Source organism: Micromonospora sp. DT47, from assembly GCF_049844475.1.
Taxonomy (GTDB): domain Bacteria; phylum Actinomycetota; class Actinomycetes; order Mycobacteriales; family Micromonosporaceae; genus Micromonospora.
In genome coordinates this window covers 175,316-193,275 of the sequence record NZ_JBNCLC010000003.1, presented here as the reverse complement: position 1 = coordinate 193,275, position 17,960 = coordinate 175,316, and the positions used below count along the sequence as shown (strand labels likewise).

The 17,960-nt window shown below is 74.6% G+C and carries 22 protein-coding genes; 16 read left to right on the top strand and 6 right to left on the bottom strand.

The window, feature by feature from the left end:
- Positions 1 to 20 precede the first annotated feature (20 nt).
- On the top strand, positions 21 to 1,517 hold the full coding sequence (locus ACLQ2U_RS05950) for an AAA family ATPase (RefSeq protein ID WP_425749515.1): 1,497 nt from the start codon (positions 21 to 23) through the stop codon (positions 1,515 to 1,517).
- Positions 1,518 to 1,573: 56 nt separating this feature from the next.
- The gene (locus tag ACLQ2U_RS05945) at positions 1,574 to 2,470 is read left to right on the top strand and encodes a DUF2567 domain-containing protein (RefSeq protein ID WP_425749514.1); all 897 of its coding nucleotides are present in this window, start codon (positions 1,574 to 1,576) and stop codon (positions 2,468 to 2,470) included.
- Here ACLQ2U_RS05945 and ACLQ2U_RS05940 read toward each other — a convergent pair.
- Positions 2,385 to 3,083, bottom strand: coding sequence for an LON peptidase substrate-binding domain-containing protein (locus ACLQ2U_RS05940; protein ID WP_425749513.1), 699 nt, complete (start codon positions 3,081 to 3,083; stop codon positions 2,385 to 2,387). The genes ACLQ2U_RS05945 and ACLQ2U_RS05940 overlap by 86 nt on opposite strands.
- Positions 3,084 to 3,189: 106 nt before the next feature.
- Here ACLQ2U_RS05940 and hisD point away from each other — a divergent pair, with 106 nt between their 5' ends.
- The 12 genes from hisD to hisF all read left to right on the top strand — a co-directional run bounded on the left by hisD (position 3,190) and on the right by hisF (position 11,354).
- A complete protein-coding gene (gene hisD, locus ACLQ2U_RS05935) occupies positions 3,190 to 4,512 on the top strand; it encodes a histidinol dehydrogenase (protein ID WP_425749512.1) in 1,323 nt (440 codons plus the stop codon).
- Positions 4,509 to 5,582: a histidinol-phosphate transaminase gene (locus tag ACLQ2U_RS05930; RefSeq protein WP_425749511.1), complete on the top strand. Its 1,074-nt coding sequence runs from the start codon at positions 4,509 to 4,511 to the stop codon at positions 5,580 to 5,582. The genes hisD and ACLQ2U_RS05930 overlap by 4 nt, the downstream gene beginning before the upstream one ends.
- Positions 5,579 to 6,190 carry an imidazoleglycerol-phosphate dehydratase HisB gene (hisB, locus tag ACLQ2U_RS05925; protein ID WP_425749510.1) on the top strand — a complete coding sequence of 204 codons (612 nt, stop codon included), beginning with the start codon at positions 5,579 to 5,581 and terminating at the stop codon, positions 6,188 to 6,190. Before ACLQ2U_RS05930 ends, hisB begins: the two co-directional genes overlap by 4 nt.
- Positions 6,190 to 6,360, top strand: coding sequence for a hypothetical protein (locus tag ACLQ2U_RS05920; RefSeq protein WP_425749509.1), 171 nt, complete (start codon positions 6,190 to 6,192; stop codon positions 6,358 to 6,360). The genes hisB and ACLQ2U_RS05920 overlap by 1 nt, the downstream gene beginning before the upstream one ends.
- A complete protein-coding gene (gene hisH / locus ACLQ2U_RS05915) occupies positions 6,360 to 6,986 on the top strand; it encodes an imidazole glycerol phosphate synthase subunit HisH (RefSeq protein WP_425749508.1) in 627 nt (208 codons plus the stop codon). Before ACLQ2U_RS05920 ends, hisH begins: the two co-directional genes overlap by 1 nt.
- A 54-nt stretch (positions 6,987 to 7,040) precedes the next feature.
- A complete protein-coding gene (locus ACLQ2U_RS05910) occupies positions 7,041 to 7,364 on the top strand; it encodes a hypothetical protein (RefSeq protein WP_425749507.1) in 324 nt (107 codons plus the stop codon).
- A 17-nt stretch (positions 7,365 to 7,381) separates the two neighbouring features.
- Entirely contained in the window at positions 7,382 to 8,110 is a 729-nt protein-coding gene (gene priA, locus ACLQ2U_RS05905) for a bifunctional 1-(5-phosphoribosyl)-5-((5-phosphoribosylamino)methylideneamino)imidazole-4-carboxamide isomerase/phosphoribosylanthranilate isomerase PriA (protein WP_425749738.1), read from the top strand.
- The gene (locus ACLQ2U_RS05900; RefSeq protein ID WP_425749506.1) at positions 8,107 to 8,496 is read left to right on the top strand and encodes a RidA family protein; all 390 of its coding nucleotides are present in this window, start codon (positions 8,107 to 8,109) and stop codon (positions 8,494 to 8,496) included. The genes priA and ACLQ2U_RS05900 overlap by 4 nt, the downstream gene beginning before the upstream one ends.
- A 94-nt stretch (positions 8,497 to 8,590) precedes the next feature.
- Entirely contained in the window at positions 8,591 to 9,037 is a 447-nt protein-coding gene (locus tag ACLQ2U_RS05895; RefSeq protein WP_425749505.1) for a MarR family winged helix-turn-helix transcriptional regulator, read from the top strand.
- Positions 9,038 to 9,039: 2 nt separating this feature from the next.
- Positions 9,040 to 9,471 (top strand): organic hydroperoxide resistance protein, encoded by a 432-nt coding sequence (locus tag ACLQ2U_RS05890; RefSeq protein WP_425749737.1) that lies wholly within the window; start codon positions 9,040 to 9,042, stop codon positions 9,469 to 9,471.
- A 43-nt stretch (positions 9,472 to 9,514) separates the two neighbouring features.
- The gene (locus ACLQ2U_RS05885; protein WP_425749504.1) at positions 9,515 to 10,513 is read left to right on the top strand and encodes an NADP-dependent oxidoreductase; all 999 of its coding nucleotides are present in this window, start codon (positions 9,515 to 9,517) and stop codon (positions 10,511 to 10,513) included.
- Between the two features lie 73 nt (positions 10,514 to 10,586).
- On the top strand, positions 10,587 to 11,354 hold the full coding sequence (gene hisF / locus ACLQ2U_RS05880; RefSeq protein ID WP_425749503.1) for an imidazole glycerol phosphate synthase subunit HisF: 768 nt from the start codon (positions 10,587 to 10,589) through the stop codon (positions 11,352 to 11,354).
- Positions 11,355 to 11,685: 331 nt separating this feature from the next.
- On the opposite strand, the gene ACLQ2U_RS05875 is transcribed toward hisF, so the two are convergent.
- Together ACLQ2U_RS05875 and ACLQ2U_RS05870 are read right to left on the bottom strand one after the other, a co-directional pair.
- Entirely contained in the window at positions 11,686 to 12,144 is a 459-nt protein-coding gene (locus ACLQ2U_RS05875; RefSeq protein WP_425749502.1) for a hypothetical protein, read from the bottom strand.
- A 57-nt stretch (positions 12,145 to 12,201) separates the two neighbouring features.
- Complete coding sequence (locus tag ACLQ2U_RS05870) at positions 12,202 to 12,855, bottom strand: YczE/YyaS/YitT family protein (protein ID WP_425749501.1); 654 nt, start codon at positions 12,853 to 12,855, stop codon at positions 12,202 to 12,204.
- Positions 12,856 to 12,913: 58 nt separating this feature from the next.
- Here ACLQ2U_RS05870 and ACLQ2U_RS05865 point away from each other — a divergent pair, with 58 nt between their 5' ends.
- Positions 12,914 to 14,371, top strand: coding sequence for a PLP-dependent aminotransferase family protein (locus tag ACLQ2U_RS05865; RefSeq protein ID WP_425749500.1), 1,458 nt, complete (start codon positions 12,914 to 12,916; stop codon positions 14,369 to 14,371).
- Between the two features lie 135 nt (positions 14,372 to 14,506).
- Positions 14,507 to 14,791 (top strand): hypothetical protein, encoded by a 285-nt coding sequence (locus ACLQ2U_RS05860; protein WP_425749499.1) that lies wholly within the window; start codon positions 14,507 to 14,509, stop codon positions 14,789 to 14,791.
- Between the two features lie 60 nt (positions 14,792 to 14,851).
- Here ACLQ2U_RS05860 and ACLQ2U_RS05855 read toward each other — a convergent pair whose 3' ends face one another.
- From ACLQ2U_RS05855 to ACLQ2U_RS05845, 3 genes are all read right to left on the bottom strand, one after another.
- Positions 14,852 to 16,678: an AMP-dependent synthetase/ligase gene (locus tag ACLQ2U_RS05855; RefSeq protein ID WP_425749498.1), complete on the bottom strand. Its 1,827-nt coding sequence runs from the start codon at positions 16,676 to 16,678 to the stop codon at positions 14,852 to 14,854.
- A 142-nt stretch (positions 16,679 to 16,820) separates the two neighbouring features.
- Entirely contained in the window at positions 16,821 to 17,180 is a 360-nt protein-coding gene (locus tag ACLQ2U_RS05850) for a terpene synthase family protein (RefSeq protein ID WP_425749497.1), read from the bottom strand.
- A 50-nt stretch (positions 17,181 to 17,230) separates the two neighbouring features.
- Positions 17,231 to 17,860: a TIGR03085 family metal-binding protein gene (locus tag ACLQ2U_RS05845; protein ID WP_425749496.1), complete on the bottom strand. Its 630-nt coding sequence runs from the start codon at positions 17,858 to 17,860 to the stop codon at positions 17,231 to 17,233.
- Positions 17,861 to 17,960 lie beyond the last annotated feature (100 nt).

Here is a 17,960-nt window from a genome sequence, read left to right as displayed (position 1 = left end):
GGGGGCGGGGAGGGCGAGCCTTGGACGGCACCGAGACCGGCTGGGGCCGGTCGGCCGAACCGGCACCGCGATGGCGGGCGCTGCTCGACCGTGCCCGGCTCGGCGGCCGCGCCGCCGACCACGGTGAACCCGACCCCCGGGCCGACGAGCCGTCGCCGCGCGAGACGTTGCCGCCGCGCGGATCGGGCAACAGCTGGTCGGGTCGGGCGTCGGCGCCCGTGCCGCCGGTCGACAGGGGGTACGCCGCCGCGGATCCGGGCTACCGGGCCGAGGCGTCCTACCGGGTCGACCCGGCCTACCGGCTGGAGCCCGGCTACCAGCCCGAGCCCGGCTACCAGCCCGAGCCCGGCTACCAGCCCGAGCCGCCCGCGCGGCCCGAGCCGCCGGTGGTGGGGGCCCGCTACGCGCTGCTGGACAACGGCTACCGGCGCGAACCGCCGCCGGTCGAGTCCCGGTACGCCGCCCTGCTGGACGGCGGCTACCGCCCCGGCTCCGCCCCGGCCTACCCGCAGCAGCCGACCCACCCGGAGCCGACGTACCCGGCCGAGCCCGGCTACCCGGCGGAGCCGGCGTACCGGGAGCCCGCCTACCGGGCCGCGCCGGCGTACCCGCCGGAGCCGGTCCACCCGCCCGCGGTGGCCACCGACCGGGGCTACCCGGCGCGGATCGAACCGGCCCGGATCGAGTGGCGCGCGCAGAGCCCGCAGGACGAGCAGGAGCGGGCCGCCGGCATCCTCCGCCGCGAGTTCGGCACGCCACGGGTGCTCGCCTTCGCCAACCCCAAGGGCGGGGTGCACAAGACCACCGCCACCGTGCTCGCCGCGGCCACCGTCGGCAGCGTCCGCGGCCGGGGCGTGCTCGCCTGGGACGACAACGAGCTGCGCGGCACCCTCGGGCTGCGCGCCGGCAGCGCCCGGCACGCCCGGACCATCCGGCACCTGATCAGCGACCTGGCGCACATCGAGATCCGGGAGGGCGCTGAGCTGCTGGAGTCCCTCGACGACTACCTGCGGCACGCCTCCGACGGCTCGTACGACGTGCTGGCCGGCGAGGAGAGCCCCCGGTTCGCCCAGCGGCTGGACCAGTTCACCGTCAAGCGGGTGCTGGAGCTGCTGCGCCGCACCCACGACGTGGTCTGCGTGGACACCGGCAACAACGTGGAGAGCGCCAACTGGCGCACCGTCATGCAGGCCGCCGACCAGCTGGTGGTCACCACCGTGCCGCGCGAGGACGCCGCGTTCAGCGCGGACTGGATGCTGGACCTGCTGCACGAGGTGGGGATGGGGGAGCTGGCCGACAATGCGGTGACCCTGATCTCCTGCCCCACCCCGGGCCGCTCGTCGCTCCATGACGACCTCGAGCGGCACTTCGCCACCCGGACCCGGGCCGTCGCCGTGGTGCCGTACGACCCGGCGCTGGAGACCGGCTCCTCGATCGAGTACCACCAGCTCCAGCCGGAGACCCGCCAGGCGTGGCTGCGAGCCGCCGCGGTGATGCTGGAGCCGTTCGCCGGCTGAGCGGCTCTCCGGCCACCGCCGCCCCGCGTCACCGCCGCGCCTGAGAGGATCACCAGGTGAGCCCGGACACCCCCGATCCGTACCGGCCCGTCGCGCGTCCCGACGAGCCGGCCCGCGCCGCAGGCGGACCCGACGGCCCCGCCCCGGCATCGGTCGAGGCGGACACCGGTGGCACCCCGCCCGCCGACGGCCCGACGAGGACGACGGCCGCGCCCGGCCCCGGTTGGGGGTCGCTGGCCGGCGTGCCGTGGCCGCCGGCGTACGCGGGCTCCCCGGCCGTCCGCGAGGACCGGCACCGGCACACCCCGGCGGTGACCGCCGCCACCGTGCTCGCGCTCACCGTCCTCGGCGTCCCGCTCGGGCTGCTCTGGGCGGCCGTGGCGCCGGACACCCCGGTGCTGAAGACCGCCGAGGGGGCGATCTACGCCCAGCCGCAGCCGGAGCAGCCGATCGCCGCCGACGGCTGGTTCAGCCTGCTCGGGCTCGGGTTCGGGGCGCTCGTCGCGGTCGGGCTCTGGGCGGTGCTGCGCCGGCGGCGCGGGCCTGGCGGGCTGTTCGCGGTCGCGCTCGGCGCGCTCGGTGCCGCCCTCGTGGCCTGGCAGGTGGGCCGCCGGATCGGGCTGTCCGCCTACCAGCGGCTGCTGGAGACCGCCCCGGACGGTACGCCGTTCAGCAAGCCGGCCGACCTGCGCGCCGGGGGGATCGAGTGGGTGCTGGGCGTGCTCCCGGTGCCCTTCGGCGACCTGCTGCTGCCCGCGTTCGCCGCCGCGGTGACGTACACCCTGCTGGCCGGCTGGTCGCGCTGGCCGTCGCTGCGTCCGGAGCCGGAGCCCGACGCCGTCGGGGTCCCGTGGGGACCGGGCGGGGTCAGTTGGGTGCCGGGGGCGACGCCAGCTCCGACAGCGGCACCGGAACCGCCCGCACCTGGCGCAGCAGAGCCGCCTCGCGGTTGAGCAGCCGCAGCTCGGCGCGGAGCCGGGCGGCGGTGTCGTCGATGGCGAGCAGCCGTTGCCGGTCGGCCACGGTCAGCGCGGCGGTGGCGGCCACCAGGTGGGAGAGCACTGTCGGATCCTCCGGCAGCTGCTCGGAGATGTCCTCCGGGACCGGCCGGATCAGCCCCAGGTACTGCCGGAACACCGCGATCACCCGGGCGGCGAGCAGATCGGCCGTCTCGTCGGTGCCGGTCGGCTCGGGCAGCCACTCCACCTCGGCGGTCAGGTAGGGCGCGGCCGCGTCGTCGACGTCGGCGATCCGGAACCGCCGCCGGCCCACCGTGACGATGTCGAACCCGCCGTCGTCGAGCTCGGTGACCTGCCGCAGCTCGGCGGTGCAGCCGACCTCGTGCAGGGTCACCCCGACGCCGCCCGGCGTCGCCGTGCCCCCACCCGGGGCGACCTCCCAGCCGGCCGCGATGGCCACCACGCCGAACTCGCGCGGCGCGCCCTCGGGCAGCCCGACCAGGTGGCGGACCAGCGCGCGGTAGCGTTCCTCGAATATGTGCAGCGGCAGCACCAGCCCGGGGAAGAGCACCGTTCCGAGCGGAAACACCGGCAGCCGTGCGGTCACGCGTCGAGCCTAGTCGGAGCGGGCCCGTCCGGCGTGGCTCGGCTCACGCCTCCCGCGGTGCGGGCGGCGCGGGTCACCGGCGGCCGGGCCGCCTAGACTCGCAAGGGTGTTGAATCGGATCGACCTGCGCGGCGGTATCCGTGACCCACGCCGCCTGCTGCCCCGTGCCCAGCTCGACGTCTCCGTGGCCGTCGAGCGGATCCGCCCCCTCGTGGAGGCGGTCCGGGAGCATGGGTACCCGGCGATCCGGGAGGCCAGCGAGCGCTTCGACGGGATCTCCCCGGAGGTGCTGCGGGTGCCCGCCGAGGCGATCGCCGAGGCCGAGGGGACGCTCGACCCGGACGTGCGCGCCGCGCTGCTGGAGTCGATCACCCGGGCCCGCAAGGTGCACGCCGACCAGCGGCGCACCGACCACACCACGCGGGTGGTGCCCGGCGGCACGGTGACCGAGCGCTGGGTGCCGGTCGACCGGGTGGGGCTCTACGTCCCCGGCGGCCTGGCCATGTACCCGTCGACCGTGGTGATGAACGTGGTCCCGGCGCAGGCGGCCGGAGTCCGCTCGCTGGTGGTGGCCAGCCCGCCCCAGCAGGACAACGGCGGCCTGCCCGACCAGCGGGTCCTCGCCGCCTGCGCGCTGCTCGGCGTCGACGAGGTGTACGCCGTCGGCGGCGCCCAGGCCGTCGCCATGCTGGCGTACGGCGCCGCCGTGGACGCCGAGGGCGGCGCGCACTGCGACCCGGTCGACATGATCACCGGTCCGGGCAACATCTGGGTGACCGCCGCCAAGCGGCTGCTGCGCGGGGTGGTCGGCATCGACGCCGAGGCCGGCCCGACCGAGATCGCCATCCTCGCCGACGACACCGCCGACCCGGCGCACGTCGCGGCCGACCTGATCAGCCAGGCCGAGCACGACCCCCTCGCGGCCAGCGTGCTGGTAACCCCGTCGGTCGAGCTGGCCGACGCGGTGGAGCGGGAACTGGCCCGCCAGGTGCCGGCCACCAAGCACGTCGAGCGGGTCACCACCGCCCTCAGCGGCGAGCAGAGCGGCGTCGTCCTCGTCGACGACCTGGCGGACGGGCTGCGGGTGGTCGACGCGTACGCGGCCGAGCACCTGGAGATCCAGACCGCCGACGCCCGCGAATGGGCGCTGCGGGTCCGCAACGCCGGGGCGATCTTCGTCGGCGCCTGGTCGCCGGTGTCGCTCGGCGACTACTGCGCGGGCTCCAACCACGTGCTGCCCACCGGCGGCTGCGCCCGGCACTCCTCGGGGCTGTCGGTGCAGTCCTTCCTGCGCGGCATCCACCTGGTGGAATACAGCCAGGACGCGCTGCGCGAGGTGGCCCCGCACGTGGTGACCCTGGCCAACGTTGAGGACCTGCCGGCGCACGGCCAGGCGGTCAGCGTGCGCTTCCCCGGAGGGTCGGCGTGACCACGCTCGGCGACCTGCCGATCCGCGACGACCTGCGCGGACTCTCGCCGTACGGGGCGCCGCAGCTGGACGTCGCGGTGCGGCTGAACACCAACGAGAACTCCTACCCGGTGCCCGAGCCGGTGGTGGAGGCGATCGGCAAGGCCCTCGCGGCCGAGCTGCACGACCTCAACCGCTACCCGGACCGGGACGCAGTGGCGCTCCGCGCCGACCTGGCCGCCTACCTCGGCCATGGGCTCACCGTCGCGCAGGTGTGGGCGGCCAACGGCTCCAACGAGATCCAGCAGCAACTGCTCCAGGCGTTCGGCGGTCCCGGCCGGACGGCGTTGGGCTTCGTCCCGGCGTACTCGATGCACCCGCTGCTGGCGCTCGGCACCGGCACCGGCTGGGTGCCGGCCGCCCGCGGCGTCGACTTCGGGCTGACCGCCGACGAGGCGGTCGCCCAGGTCCGCGCCCACCGCCCGGACGTGGTCTTCCTCTGCTCGCCGAACAACCCGACCGGCACCGCCCTCGACCCCGAGGTGGTCGCCGCGGTGCTCGACGTCGCGCCCGGCATGGTGATCGTCGATGAGGCGTACGCCGAGTTCGCCCGGCCCGGCACGGTCAGCGCGCTCGCCGTGCTGCCCGACCACCCCCGGCTGGTGGTGACCCGGACGATGAGCAAGGCGTTCGGGTTCGCCGGCGGCCGGCTGGGCTACCTGGCCGCCGATCCGGCCGTGGTGCGGGCGGTGCAGCTGGTGCGGCTGCCGTACCATCTCTCAGCGCTCACCCAGGCCGCCGCCCGGGCGGCGCTCGCGCACCGCGACGCCCTGCTCGGCACGGTCGAGGCGATCATGGTCCAGCGGGACCGGATCGTCACCGAGCTGCGCGCCCGCGGCCACCGGGTGGCCGACAGCGACGCCAACTTCGTGCTCTTCGAGACCGGCGGCGACCAGTCCGCCGCCTGGCGCACCCTGCTCGACGCGGGTGTGCTGGTCCGTGACGTCGGCCTGCCCGGCTGGCTGCGGGTCACCGCCGGCACCCCCGCCGAGACCGACGCCTACCTCACCGCGATGGAGAAACTTCGATGAGCCGGACCGCCCGGGTGGAGCGGATCACCAAGGAAACCAAGGTCCTGGTCGAGATCGACCTGGACGGCACCGGCACGGCCGAGATCGGCACCGGGGTGGGCTTCTACGACCACATGCTCCACCAGATCGCCCGGCACGGCGGCTTCGACCTCACCGTGCGGACCGTGGGCGACCTGGAGATCGACGCGCACCACACGATGGAGGACACCGCGCTCGCCCTGGGCGCCGCGTTCGACCAGGCGCTGGGGGACAAGGCCGGCATCCGGCGGTACGGCTCGGCCACCGTCCCCATGGACGAGGTGCTGGTCCGGGCCGCCGTCGACCTCTCCGGCCGGCCGTACGTGGTGCACGACGAGCCGGCGCTGGCCCCGTACATCGGTCCGGTCTACCCGAGCAGCATGACCCGGCACATCTGGGAGTCCTTCGGTCAGGCGGCCCGGATCACCCTGCACGTGGACGTGCTCCGGGCGGCCCGCCCCGGCGGCCACCCGGACGCCCACCACGTGGTGGAGGCCCAGTTCAAGGCGGTCTCCCGGGCGCTGCGCGAGGCCACCGCGATCGACCCCCGGTCGGCCGGCGCGATCCCCAGCACCAAGGGCGCGCTCTGATGGGGGCGGTGCTGCCGACCCTGCTGCTGATCCTGGCCGGCGTGCTGGTCGGCGGGACGTGGTCGTTGTACCGGCAGGGGGCGCCGCGCGGCACGGTCGTGATCACCGCGCTGCTCGCCGCGCTGGCCACCGTCGGTGGTGTGCTCTGGCTGCTGCCCGGGGAGGGCTGATGACGAAGCGGATCGTGGTGCTCGACTACGGCTCGGGCAACCTGCGCTCGGCGGAGCGGGCGCTGGAGCACGCCGGCGCGGACGTGACGGTCACCGACGACCTGGCCGCCGCCGCCGATGCGGACGGCCTGGTGGTACCGGGTGTCGGCGCCTTCGCCGCCTGCATGGCCGGGATCGAGGCGCTCGGCGCCGGCCCGGTGATCGCCGATCGGGTGGCCGCCGGCCGGCCGGTGCTCGGCATCTGCGTGGGCATGCAGGTGTTCTTCGAGCACGGCGACGAGCACGGGGTGGTGACCAAGGGGCTCGGGCTGCTGCCCGGCGGGGTGACGAAGCTGCCCGCGGACCGGCTGCCGCACATGGGCTGGAACACCGTCGCGCCGCCGGCCGGCTCGGTGCTCTTCGCCGGGCTGCCCGAGGACAGCCGGTTCTACTTCGTCCACTCGTACGGGGTGGTGGACCCGGGGGCGCTGGCCGCCGTCGGCGCCCGGGTCACCACCGCCCACCACGGGACGGACTTCGTCGCCGCGGTGGAGCGGGGCTCGCTGTCGGCCGCCCAGTTCCACCCGGAGAAGTCGGCCGAGACCGGGGCCGCGCTGCTGCGCAACTGGCTGGCCACGGTTGACTGAGCCGGCCGGCCCGGTGCGTGGACCGGCGGTCGCCGGGACCGCGCGAGGTACGGCGTGAGCAGGGAGCGGGCCCGCCGGCGCGCGGCCCGGGAGGCCGAGGTGGCCCGGGAGCGGGTGGTACGCCAGCGGAAGGTGGCCCGCCGGCAGCGCCGGCGTGCGCTGGTGCGCCGGATGACGCCGCAGTGGCGGCGCGGCCGGACCGGCCGGCTGGCCCGGCGCAGCCGGGGCCAGCGCGCCGCCATCGTCGGGCTGACCGGGGTGGCGCTGCTGCTGATCTGGACGTTCGTCGACGACCTGGCACTGCGGCTGGTGCTGGTCGTCCTGCTGCTGCTGGTCCTGCCGGCGATCGTGGTGATCGCCCTGGACCGTCGGATCTGATGCGAGGAGAGATCAAGTTGAGCCTCACCCTGTTGCCCGCCGTGGACGTCGCCGACGGCCAGGCCGTCCGGCTCGTCCAGGGCGCCGCCGGCAGCGAGACCACCTACGGCGACCCGCTGGAGGCCGCGCTGGCCTGGCAGGCCGACGGCGCCGAGTGGATCCACCTGGTCGACCTGGACGCCGCGTTCGGCCGGGGCTCCAACGCGCACCTGCTCGCCGAGGTGGTCCGGCAGCTCGACGTGAAGGTCGAGCTCTCCGGCGGCATCCGGGACGACGAGTCGCTGGGGGCCGCGCTCGGCACCGGGGCGGCCCGGGTCAACATCGGCACCGCCGCGCTGGAGGACCCGGTCTGGTGCGACCGGGTCTGCGGCGAGTTCGGTGACCGGGTGGCGATCGGGCTGGACGTGCGCGGTCGTACCCTCTCCGCCCGGGGCTGGACCCGTGACGGCGGTGACCTGTGGGAGGTGCTGGGGCGGCTGGACAAGGCTGGCGCGTCCCGCTACGTGGTGACCGACATCACCAAGGACGGCACCATGCGCGGGCCGAACCTGGACCTGCTGCGCGAGGTCTGCGCGCGCACCGACGCGCCGGTGATCGCCTCCGGTGGCGTCTCGACCCTGGACGACCTGCGGGCCCTGGCGACCCTGGAACCGATCGGGGTGGAGGGTGTGATCACCGGCAAGGCGCTCTACTCCGGCGCGTTCACCGTCGCCGAGGCGTTGGAGACGCTGCGGGCCGGCGCGTGACCGTCACCCGGCTGGGCTCGGGCGGGCCGTGGGAGGCCACCTACGGCTACTCGCGGGTGGTCCGGGCCGGCGAGCTGGCCTGGACGGCCGGCTGCACCTCGACCGTCGACGGTCAGGTGGCGCACGTGGGGGACGCGGCGGCGCAGACCGCGCAGGCGCTGCGGATCGGGCTGGACGCGCTCGCCGAGGTGGGCGCGGAACCCGCCGACGTGGTCCGGACCCGGATGTACGTCACCGACCGGATCTACGCCGACGAGGTGGGGCGGGCGCACAACGCGGTCTTCGGCGCCGTCCGTCCGGCGGCCACCATGGTGATCGTGGCCGGGCTGCTGGACCCGGACCACCTGGTCGAGGTGGAGCTGGAGGCCTGGCTCGGCGACCGGTGAACCCGGCCCCCCGGCCCGGGGGAACCGAGTGGGGGCGGCCACACCGCACCCTGATCGGTTGTGCACAACTCAATTGGGCGCTACGGTTTTCGACGTGACCGATGATCTGGTGCTGCGTCGACAGGTGTGCTTCGCGCTCTACGCCGCGTCGCGCGCCCTCACCGACGTCTACCGGCCCATCCTCGACCAGTTCGGCCTGACCTACCCGCAGTACCTGGTGCTGCTGGTGCTCTGGGAGCGCGGCGACGACGCCCCCACGGTCTCCGAGCTCGGCGCCGCGCTGCGGCTGGACTCCGGCACGCTCTCCCCGCTGCTCAAGCGGCTGGAGGCGGCGGGCCTGGTGGTCCGGACCCGCTCGGCGCGCGACGAGCGGCGGGTGGAGGTGGGCCTGACCGGCGACGGTGCGGCACTGCGGCAGCGGATGGACGAGGTGCCGCTGCGGGTCGCCCGCGCCACCGGCCTCACCGAGGCGGAGCTGGTCGGCCTGCGCGACACCCTCACCCGGGTCACCGAGACGATCCACCGACAGAAGGAGCAGTGACCATGCAGGTGCTCTACACCGCGTCCGCGCTCGCCACCGGCGACGGCCGGGACGGCCACGTCCGCACCTCGGACGGCACGGTCGACCTGGACCTGGCGACCCCGAAGGAGATGGGGGGCGCCGGCGGCGCCGCCAACCCCGAGCAGCTCTTCGCCGCCGGCTACGCGGCCTGCTTCCACTCGGCACTGCGCCTGGTCGCCCGCAAGGCCAGGGCCGACGTCTCCGGCTCGGTCGTCGAGGCCGAGGTGGGCATCGGCCCGAACGGCAGCGGTGGCTTCGGCCTGACCGTGGCCCTCGTGGTCGACCTGCCCGCCGTCGAGCGGACCGCCGCCGAGCAGCTGGTCGAGGCGGCCCACCAGGTCTGCCCGTACTCGAACGCGACCCGCGGCAACATCCAGGTCGCCCTCACCGTCCGCGAGGCCGCGGCAGCCTGACGCCGGTCCGGCCCCTTCTTCGCGTACGAAAGGACGACAGCGCATGAGCACCAACCGTGAGATCCACCTGGCCTCCCGCCCGCAGGGCTGGCCGACCGCCGACAACTTCCGCCTGGTCGAGACCGAGGTGCCCACCCCGGGCCCGGGTCAGATCGTGGTCCGCAACCAGTTCATGTCGGTCGACCCGTACATGCGGGGCCGGATGAACGACGTCAAGTCGTACGTGCCGCCGTTCCAGCTCGGCGCGCCGCTGGACGGTGGGGCGATCGGCGAGGTCGTGGCCAGCGAGGCCGACGGCGTCAAGGTCGGCGACACCGTGCTGCACGGCCTCGGCTGGCGGGAGTACGCGCTGGTCGACGCCAAGGCCGCCCGCCCGGTCGACCCGACCGTCGCGCCGGTCAGCGCCTACCTGAGCGTGCTCGGCATGACCGGACTCACCGCGTACGCCGGGCTGCTCGAGGTGGCCGGGATGAAGCCGGGCGAGTCCGTCTTCGTCTCCGGGGCGGCCGGCGCGGTCGGCAGCATGGTCGGCCAGATCGCCAAGCTCAAGGGCGCTTCCCGGGTGGTCGGCAGCGCCGGCTCGGCGGCCAAGGTCGAGCGGCTGAAGGCGCTCGGCTTCGATGCCGCCTTCGACTACCACGACGGCCCGGTGCGCGACGCGCTGAAGGCGGCCGCCCCGGACGGCCTCGACGTCTACTTCGACAACGTCGGTGGCGAGCACCTGGAGGCGGCGATCTCCTCGATGAACCTGCACGGCCGGGCCGCCATCTGCGGCATGATCGCGCAGTACAACTCCACCGAGCCGCCCGCCGCGCCGCGCAACCTGGCGCTGGTGATCGGCAAGCGGCTCACCCTGCGCGGTTTCCTGGTCGGCGACCACGGCGGCCTGCGCGACCAGTTCGTCGCCGACATGGCCGGCTGGCTGCGTGACGGCACGCTCTCGTACGACGAGACGGTCGTCGACGGCATCGAGAACGCCCCGGCGGCGTTCCTCGGCCTGATGCGCGGCGAGAACCTGGGCAAGATGCTCGTCCGGGTGTGACCCGGACCTCGTTCACGGCGGTCGGCCCGTTCGGGTCGGCCGCCGTGCCACATCCGTTGGATAGGCTCGCGACATGACGGTGGCGGTACGGGTGATCCCGTGTCTGGACGTGGACGCCGGGCGGGTGGTCAAGGGGGTCAACTTCCTCGACCTGCGCGACGCCGGTGACCCGGTGGAGCTGGCCGCGGCCTACGACCGGGCCGGCGCGGACGAGTTGACCTTCCTCGACGTCACCGCCTCCTCCAGCGACCGGGGGACCATGCTCGACGTGGTCCGGCGCACGGCGGAGTCGGTCTTCATCCCGCTCACCGTGGGCGGCGGCGTCCGGCAGGTCGCCGACGTCGACACCCTGCTGCGCGCCGGAGCGGACAAGGTGGGCGTGAACACCGCCGCGATCGCCCGGCCCGAGCTGATCGCCGAGATCGCCGACCGGTTCGGCCGGCAGGTGCTGGTGCTCTCGCTGGACGTGCGGCGGGCGCCCGCCGGCACCACCTCCAGCGGCTTCGAGGTGACCACCCACGGCGGCCGGCGGGGCACCGGGCTCGACGCGGTCGAGTGGGCCCGGCGCGGCGCGGAGCTGGGCGCGGGGGAGATCCTGCTCAACTCGATGGACTCCGACGGCACCAAGGCCGGCTTCGACCTGGCGCTGATCCGGGCCGTCCGCGCGGTGGTCGACGTGCCGGTGATCGCCAGCGGCGGCGCCGGCGAGGTGGCGCACTTCCCGCCGGCGATCGGCGCGGGCGCCGACGCGGTGCTGGCGGCGAGCGTCTTCCACTTCGGCGAGCTGACCGTCGGCGAGGTCAAGGACGCGCTGCGCGCAGCCGGCCACCCCACCCGCTGACCGGGCTGCCGACACGGTTCCCGGGCCCCTCGGCGGGACGGTGTACCTGGCCGTCCGGCGTGTCGCTTCCCGCGTCGGGCATCTGTTCCGTGAGTGACATTCCTGTGGGGCACAAATCTGCCCCCAGGAATCTCGCTGTCCGCGCTTCCCGGCGTTCACGACAGTGGTCCCGATCTGCTGGGCGGTGTACGACCCGGTCCGCTCCGTGGTCACGTAGATCGGCACGGTCTCGCTGTCCCCCGCCGGTCGGGTAGAACAACGGCAGCGGAGCCGGCGGCGCAGGCCGCCGCCGGGCTCGCCGCGGGATCGCGACGGTGCGCCCGGCATGGGCTCAGCGGCCGGTCCGGCCCTCCGGTGAGCGACGCGGGGCCGGGATCGACCGGACGATGTACTCCTGCACCGCGGCGGCGTGGTCCTCCTCGGGCAGGTGCCACTCCGCGCTGCCCGGGGTGTGCCGCCGCACCAAAACCCCCTGCACGGTGTCCACGGTGGTCGCCACCCCGGCGCTCGGCCGGGTGCGCCAGAGCCGCTCCCCGTCCGGGGTGATCCGGAACCAGCCGTCGGAGACGCTGACCAGGCCGGCCCCGACGAGCCGGCGCACCGCCGCCTCCACGTCGTGCCGTTCCGGGATCGCTTGGTTGAGGTGGTCCGCCGTGGAGATGACGTCAGCCAGCCGGACGCCCTCCGGGCGCCGGCTGTCGGCCGCGCGGCGGTGCCGCCCGGCGCCGCTCGCGATCACCAGTGACACGAAGATCCAGGCGTCCGTCCAGCGCCATCCATTCTCCCCCATGCAGGAATGATGCCCGGCGGTGTCCGTGGAGGAAACACCCACTTTCCCGCCATCGTGTCAGCGCAGCTCAGCGAGGGTGGGCACGGGAGTGTCGGGGGTGGACCGCGGCGGGACGGCGAAGAGCGGGGTGAACAGCTGCGCCAGCGGGCCGATGGCGAGCGCGTACGCGACCGTGCCAATGCCGGCGGTGCCGCCGAGCAGGCAGCCCAGCGCCAGCACGACGACCTCGATGATGGTGCGGACCAGCCGGACCGAGCGGCCGGGGTGGCGGGCGACCAGCCCGGTCATCAACCCGTCGCGCGGGCCGGGGCCGAGGTCGGCGCCGAGGTAGAGGCCGGTCGCTACGCCGTTGGCGACGATGCCGGTGACCAGCAGGCAGATCCGCGCCGGCAGCGGCAGGTCGTCCGGGAGCAGGGCCACGGTGGCGTCCACGGACAGGCCGATCACCACGACGTTGCTGACCGTGCCGAGCCCGGGTCGCTGCCGCAGCGGGATCCAGAGCAGCAGCACCACGGCGCCGACCACGATGCTCGCCGTGCCGACCGAGATGTCGGTCTGCCGGGACAGCCCCTGGTGGAAGACGTCCCACGGGTTCAGTCCGAGCCCGGAGCGAATCATGAGAGCCATGCTGACGCCGTAGAGGACGAGCCCGACGTAGAGCTGGGTGAGCCGTCGGACGGGCCGGTGCCGGAGATTGCCAATCGGAGCCATGCATGCCACCCTAGGTGCCAATCCGGGCGACAGAAGAGCCAATTTGGGAGGGGTGGTCGTGACCAGCCAGGTGCGGGGTGCCCAATTGGCCCGACTGCTCGGTCAGTGGCACGCGCTGCCGGGGCGCCGCCGCAGCCCCGACTACGCCGCGCTCGCGGCGGCGGTCCGTGGCCTGCTCGCCGACGGCCGGCTTCCCCTGGGGGTACGCCTGCCCGCCGAGCGGGAGCTGGCGGAGGCGCTGCGGATCAGCCGGACCACGGTCACCGCCGCGTACCGGCAGCTGCGGGAGACCGGCCACCTGGCCAGCCGGCGCGGCGCGGGCAGCTGGACCATGCTGCCGGGCACCCACCGGGTGGCCAGCACCGGCCTCTGGACCCCGGTGGACGACCGCGACATGATCGACCTGGGCGTCGCCGCGCTGGCCGCCCCGCCGCAGCTCGTGCCGGCCGCCCGGGCCGCCGCCGAGGACCTGCCCCGCTACCTGGGCGGCGCCGGCTACCACCCGACCGGGATCATCGAGCTGCGCGAGGCGGTCGCCCGGTCGTACACCGAGCGCGGCCTGCGCACCAGCGCCGAGCAGATCATGGTGACCAGCGGCACCCAGCACGCCCTGGACCTGGTACTGCGCCTGGCGCTGGCGCCCGGCGGCAGCGTGCTGGTCGAGTCGCCGACCTACCCCAACGCGCTGGCCGCGCTGTCGGCCCGCCGGGCCCGGATCGCCACCCACGGGCTGGCCGCCGACGGCGCCGGATGGGACGCCGACCTGCTGCTGGGCAGCATCCGCCAGACCCGCCCCAAGCTGGCGTACCTGATCCCGGAGTTCCAGAACCCGACCGGCCACCTGATGCCGGCCGAGCTGCGCGAGCGGCTCGTCGCCACCGCCCACGCCGCCGGCACCGACCTGGTCGTCGACGAGTCCTTCGTGGACCTGCCGCTGGACGGCACCGAGCTGCCACCACCGGTCGCCGCGTTCGATCGACACAGCCGGGTGATCAGCATCGGCGGGATGAGCAAGCCGTACTGGGGCGGGCTGCGGATCGGCTGGGTGCGGGCCTCCGCACCCCAGGTGCAGCGGCTGGCCGCCGCCCGGGTCGGGGTGGACATGGCCAGCCCGGTGCTCGACCAGCTGGTCGCGGTGCACCTGCTCGCCGACGCCCCAACCATCGTCGCCGCCCGCCGCGCCCAGCTCGCCGCGCAGCGCGACGCCCTGCTCGACGCGCTGGCCCAGCGGTTGCCCGACTGGCGGGTCAGCGCGCCGCGCGGCGGCGTGACCCTCTGGGCCGAGCTGGACGGGCCGATCTCCAGCGCGCTCGCCCGGGCGGCGGAGGAGGTCGGCGTACGCCTGGCGCCCGGTCCCCGATTCGGCCTGGACGGCACCCTCGAACGCTTCCTGCGGCTGCCCTTCACCCTGCCCGCCGCGGACCTGGTCGAGGCGGTCGGCCGGCTCGCCGCGGTCCGCTACGACCTGGACCGCGCCGGGCGGCCACAGTGGTCGGAGCCCGCCGTCATCGCCTGAGCCGCCAGCGCGCCGGGCCCCGGGGGACAGCACCCCCGGCGTCTTCTCGGCCGCCCACCGGACCGAGCGGCACGGGCTGATCATCTACCTGCTCGGCCACCTCGGCTTCCGGCTGCACAACATGGGCTCGGTGAATTGGCCCTGGGCGGCCGCCCCGTGCTGCTGGTGCTGCTGGTGCCGGTCGCCGACCACCTGCCCGCGCTGGCCGCGCTCGGGCTGCTCGCGGCGGTCTGCGTCGCGACGATCACCGTCCTGCCGGAACTGACGGCGTTGGCGCTGCTGGCCCTGGTCTGCGTCTCGCTGATCGTGGTGGAGACCCGCTGGCAGGGGGAACGCCGACGCCGGATCCGCCGGCTGGCGCTGGAGGAGGAGTTGGCGGCCGAGACCGACCGGTCGAGGTGGCGGGCCGAGCACCTGTGAACGGCCGGTGGCCGTGTCCCGGGACGGAGGGACACGGCCACCGGTGCGGGTACGACCGGGTCAGATCTCGGCCAGGGTGCCCTCGTACATCTTGTCGATCTCGCTGGCGAAGTTGGTCTCCACGCCGCGTCGCTTGATCTTCAGCGACGGGGTCATCTCGCCGTGCTCGATGGTCAGGTCGCGCGGCAGGATGGCCACCTTCTTGATCGTCTCCCAGCGGTTGAGCCTGGCGTTGAGCTGGGCGACGTACTCCTCGACCATGGCGTGCGCCTCGGCGGAGGTCACGATGTCGGCGTACTCGCGGCCCTCCAGCGGGCCGCCGGCGACCCAGCCGCGGATCGCGTCCGGGTCCAGGCTGACCAGCATGGTGCAGAAGTTGCGGGCCTGCCCGATCACGATCGCCTGCGAGGTGTACGGGCAGATCGCCTTGAACATGCCCTCGATGTGCGACGGGGCGATGTACTTGCCGCCGGAGGTCTTGACCAGGTCCTTCTTCCGGTCGGTGATGCGCAGGTAGCCGTTGTCGTCCAGGCTGCCGATGTCACCGGTACGGAAGAAGCCGTCCTCGGTGAACGCCGCGGCGGTCTCCTCGGGCAGGTTGTGGTAGCCGCGCATCACCGGCGTGCCCCGGACCAGGATCTCGCCATCGGTGTCGATCTTGCACTCCAGGTCGCCCATCGCCGTGCCGACGGTGCCGATCCGCAGCCCGTCCGGCGGGTTCACGAAGTTGCCCGCGCTGGTCTCGGTGAGGCCGTACCCCTCGGAGATCGGCAGGTTGGCGGCGGCGAAGAAGGTGGCGATCTCCGGGCTCAGCGGGGCCGCGCCGGAGACCAGCACCCGCATCCGGCCGCCGAGCCGCGCCTGCAGCTTGCTGAACACCAGCTTCTCGGCCAGCGCGTACTTCAGCTTCAGTCCGGCCGGGATCGGCTTGCCGGCCTGCTCCAGGGCGACCTTCTCCTTGCCGGTCCGGACGCCCCAGGCGAAGATCTTCGCCTTCGCGCCGCCCGCGGCCTGGGCCGTGGTGACCGCCTTGTTGTAGACCTTCTCGAAGACCCGGGGCGCGCCGCACATCAGCGTCGGCTTGACCACGGCGAGCATGTCGACCAGCTTGTCCACCCGGCCGTCGACGTAGGTCGGCATGCCGACGTGGGTCGAGCCGCAGAGCAGGGTCTTGCCGAACGAGTGGGACAGCGGGAGCCAGAGGTACTGCAGGTCGTCATCGCGGAGCAGCCCCATCTCGGCCTGCGCCACGCCCTCCCAGCACCAACCGCCGTGCAGCAGTTCGACCCCCTTCGGGCGGCCGGTGGTGCCCGAGGTGTAGATCAGGGTGGCCAGGTGCTCCGGGCCGATGCCGGCGACCAGCATGTCGATCAGGTCCGGCTCGGCCTCGAGGGCCCGCGCCCCCCGCTCCTCCAGCTCCGCCAGGGTGAGCTGGGGGACGGCGGCGTCCGGGTCGGCGGTGCCGTCGAAGAGCACCACGTGGGTCAGCGCCGGCAGGTCGGCCCCGGCGATCTTCGCCGCCTGCGCCGGGTTCTCGGCGAAGAGCACCCGCGAGCCGGAGTCGGCGATGATGTACGTCGCGTCCGCGGGTTCGGTGGTCGGGTAGACGGTGGTGGTCGCGCCGCCGGCGCACATGATGCCGAAGTCGGCGATCACCCAGTCGAGCCTGGTGTTGGCCAGGATCGCCACCGGATCCTCCTGGCCGACGCCGAGGCCGTGCAGCCCGGCGGCGACCGCCTTGGCGCGGTGCCCGACCTGCTCCCAGGTCAGCCAGACCGGCCCGGACTCGTCCGGCGCCGGATGGGCGAACGCGCGGCGGTCGGGGGACGCGGCCACGCGCTTGAGGAACATGTCGGGGATGGAACGGTACGGTACATCGAGAGCCATCGCTGTAGCCGCCTTCAAGGGTGGATGACGTGACGCCAGTCACGTCGTTTTGCGGTTACCGAAGGGTATTGCCTGCCCCGGCGCCTCGGCTAGCCCTGGTTCCTGTGGGGCCGCTGAGTCCCGCGAGGTGGAACGGCGGGCGTCAGGCGTACCGGGCCGCGCGCAGGGACCAGTCGTAGGTGGCGCGGAGCCAGGCCCGGCGGGCGGCGAGGAAGGCCGCGACGGTGTCGCCCGCGCGGCCACCGCGGCGTCCCGGACGATGCCGCCCGGCCCCGGGCAGCCCGTCGTACGCCAGGTCGGTGCGGGTGAGGCTCGGGCGGACGCCGCCGGTGTGCCGCCGCATCTGGAGATACTCCGCCAGCCCGGGCACCCGCCGGTGTTCCCGGTTGGCCGCCTCCCAGAGCTGCGCGAGCAGGTACTCCCGGAGCTGGCTGACCAGCCGCAGCAGCAGGGTGGGCCGGCGTTGGGCGCGGACCCGCAGGCAGATGTCGGCCAGCGCCACGCCGAGCGGGCCGGGTCGTCCGCCCTATCCGGCGGGCTCGACAGCCCGGGTCAGAGGCCGAGGCGGGCGGCGCGTAGCCGCTCGGCCACCGCCGGCGGCCCGTCGATCTGCACCCGGGCCACCCGCTGCCGCCCGGAGAGGAAGAGCACCAGCTCGCCCGGCGCCCCGACCAGGCGGACCCGCTCGCCACCCCGGCCCACGGTCAGCTCGCCGTGCCCGGGCGCCTGCACCAACAGGTCGGCCGGGAACCTCCGCAGCGCCGCCCGGGCCAGCAGACCGACCGGCCGCCAGAGCCGCGCCTGGAGCCCCGCCGACAGATCGCGCGGTTGCCAGCCCGGGCGGGCCCGCCGCACGTCCTCGTGGTGGATGAAGAACTCCATGGTGTTGGCCAGCTCGTCGGTGAGTGGATTGCTCAGTGGGCTCCAGACCGGCGGGCGGCGTACCTGCCCGACCAGCTCCGGCCAGGGATGCGCGGCGATCCGCCGGCGCACCCGCTCGGTGTACCCCCGCAGCGGCGGCAGCACGATGCCGCCGGCCGCGTCCGGGCGGCGCTCGCGCAGCACCAGGTGGGCGGCGAGGTCACGGGTCGTCCACCCGTCGTCGATCGTCGGCTCGTCCGGTCCCAGGTCCAGCATCAGATCGGCGAGCGCCTCGCGCTCCGATCGGGCGTACCGCGGCATGCCGCCGATCGTAGGGCCGCGCGGCCCGGACGGCGCGCCGAGCGCGCCGCCGGCCGGCAGCGGTGCGGGCGTGACGGTGGACATACCGGCCCGGGTCGGC

Coding starts and splice junctions, on each gene's coding strand:
- hisB (WP_425749510.1), top strand. CDS start 5,579: ATGAGCCGGACCGCCCGGGTGGAGCGGATCACCAAGGAAACCAAGGTC.
- ACLQ2U_RS05920 (WP_425749509.1), top strand. CDS start 6,190: ATGGGGGCGGTGCTGCCGACCCTGCTGCTGATCCTGGCCGGCGTGCTG.
- hisH (WP_425749508.1), top strand. CDS start 6,360: ATGACGAAGCGGATCGTGGTGCTCGACTACGGCTCGGGCAACCTGCGC.
- ACLQ2U_RS05890 (WP_425749737.1), top strand. CDS start 9,040: ATGCAGGTGCTCTACACCGCGTCCGCGCTCGCCACCGGCGACGGCCGG.
- ACLQ2U_RS05885 (WP_425749504.1), top strand. CDS start 9,515: ATGAGCACCAACCGTGAGATCCACCTGGCCTCCCGCCCGCAGGGCTGG.
- hisF (WP_425749503.1), top strand. CDS start 10,587: ATGACGGTGGCGGTACGGGTGATCCCGTGTCTGGACGTGGACGCCGGG.
- ACLQ2U_RS05875 (WP_425749502.1), bottom strand. CDS start 12,144: ATGGGGGAGAATGGATGGCGCTGGACGGACGCCTGGATCTTCGTGTCA.
- ACLQ2U_RS05870 (WP_425749501.1), bottom strand. CDS start 12,855: ATGGCTCCGATTGGCAATCTCCGGCACCGGCCCGTCCGACGGCTCACC.
- ACLQ2U_RS05855 (WP_425749498.1), bottom strand. CDS start 16,678: ATGGCTCTCGATGTACCGTACCGTTCCATCCCCGACATGTTCCTCAAG.
- ACLQ2U_RS05845 (WP_425749496.1), bottom strand. CDS start 17,860: ATGCCGCGGTACGCCCGATCGGAGCGCGAGGCGCTCGCCGATCTGATG.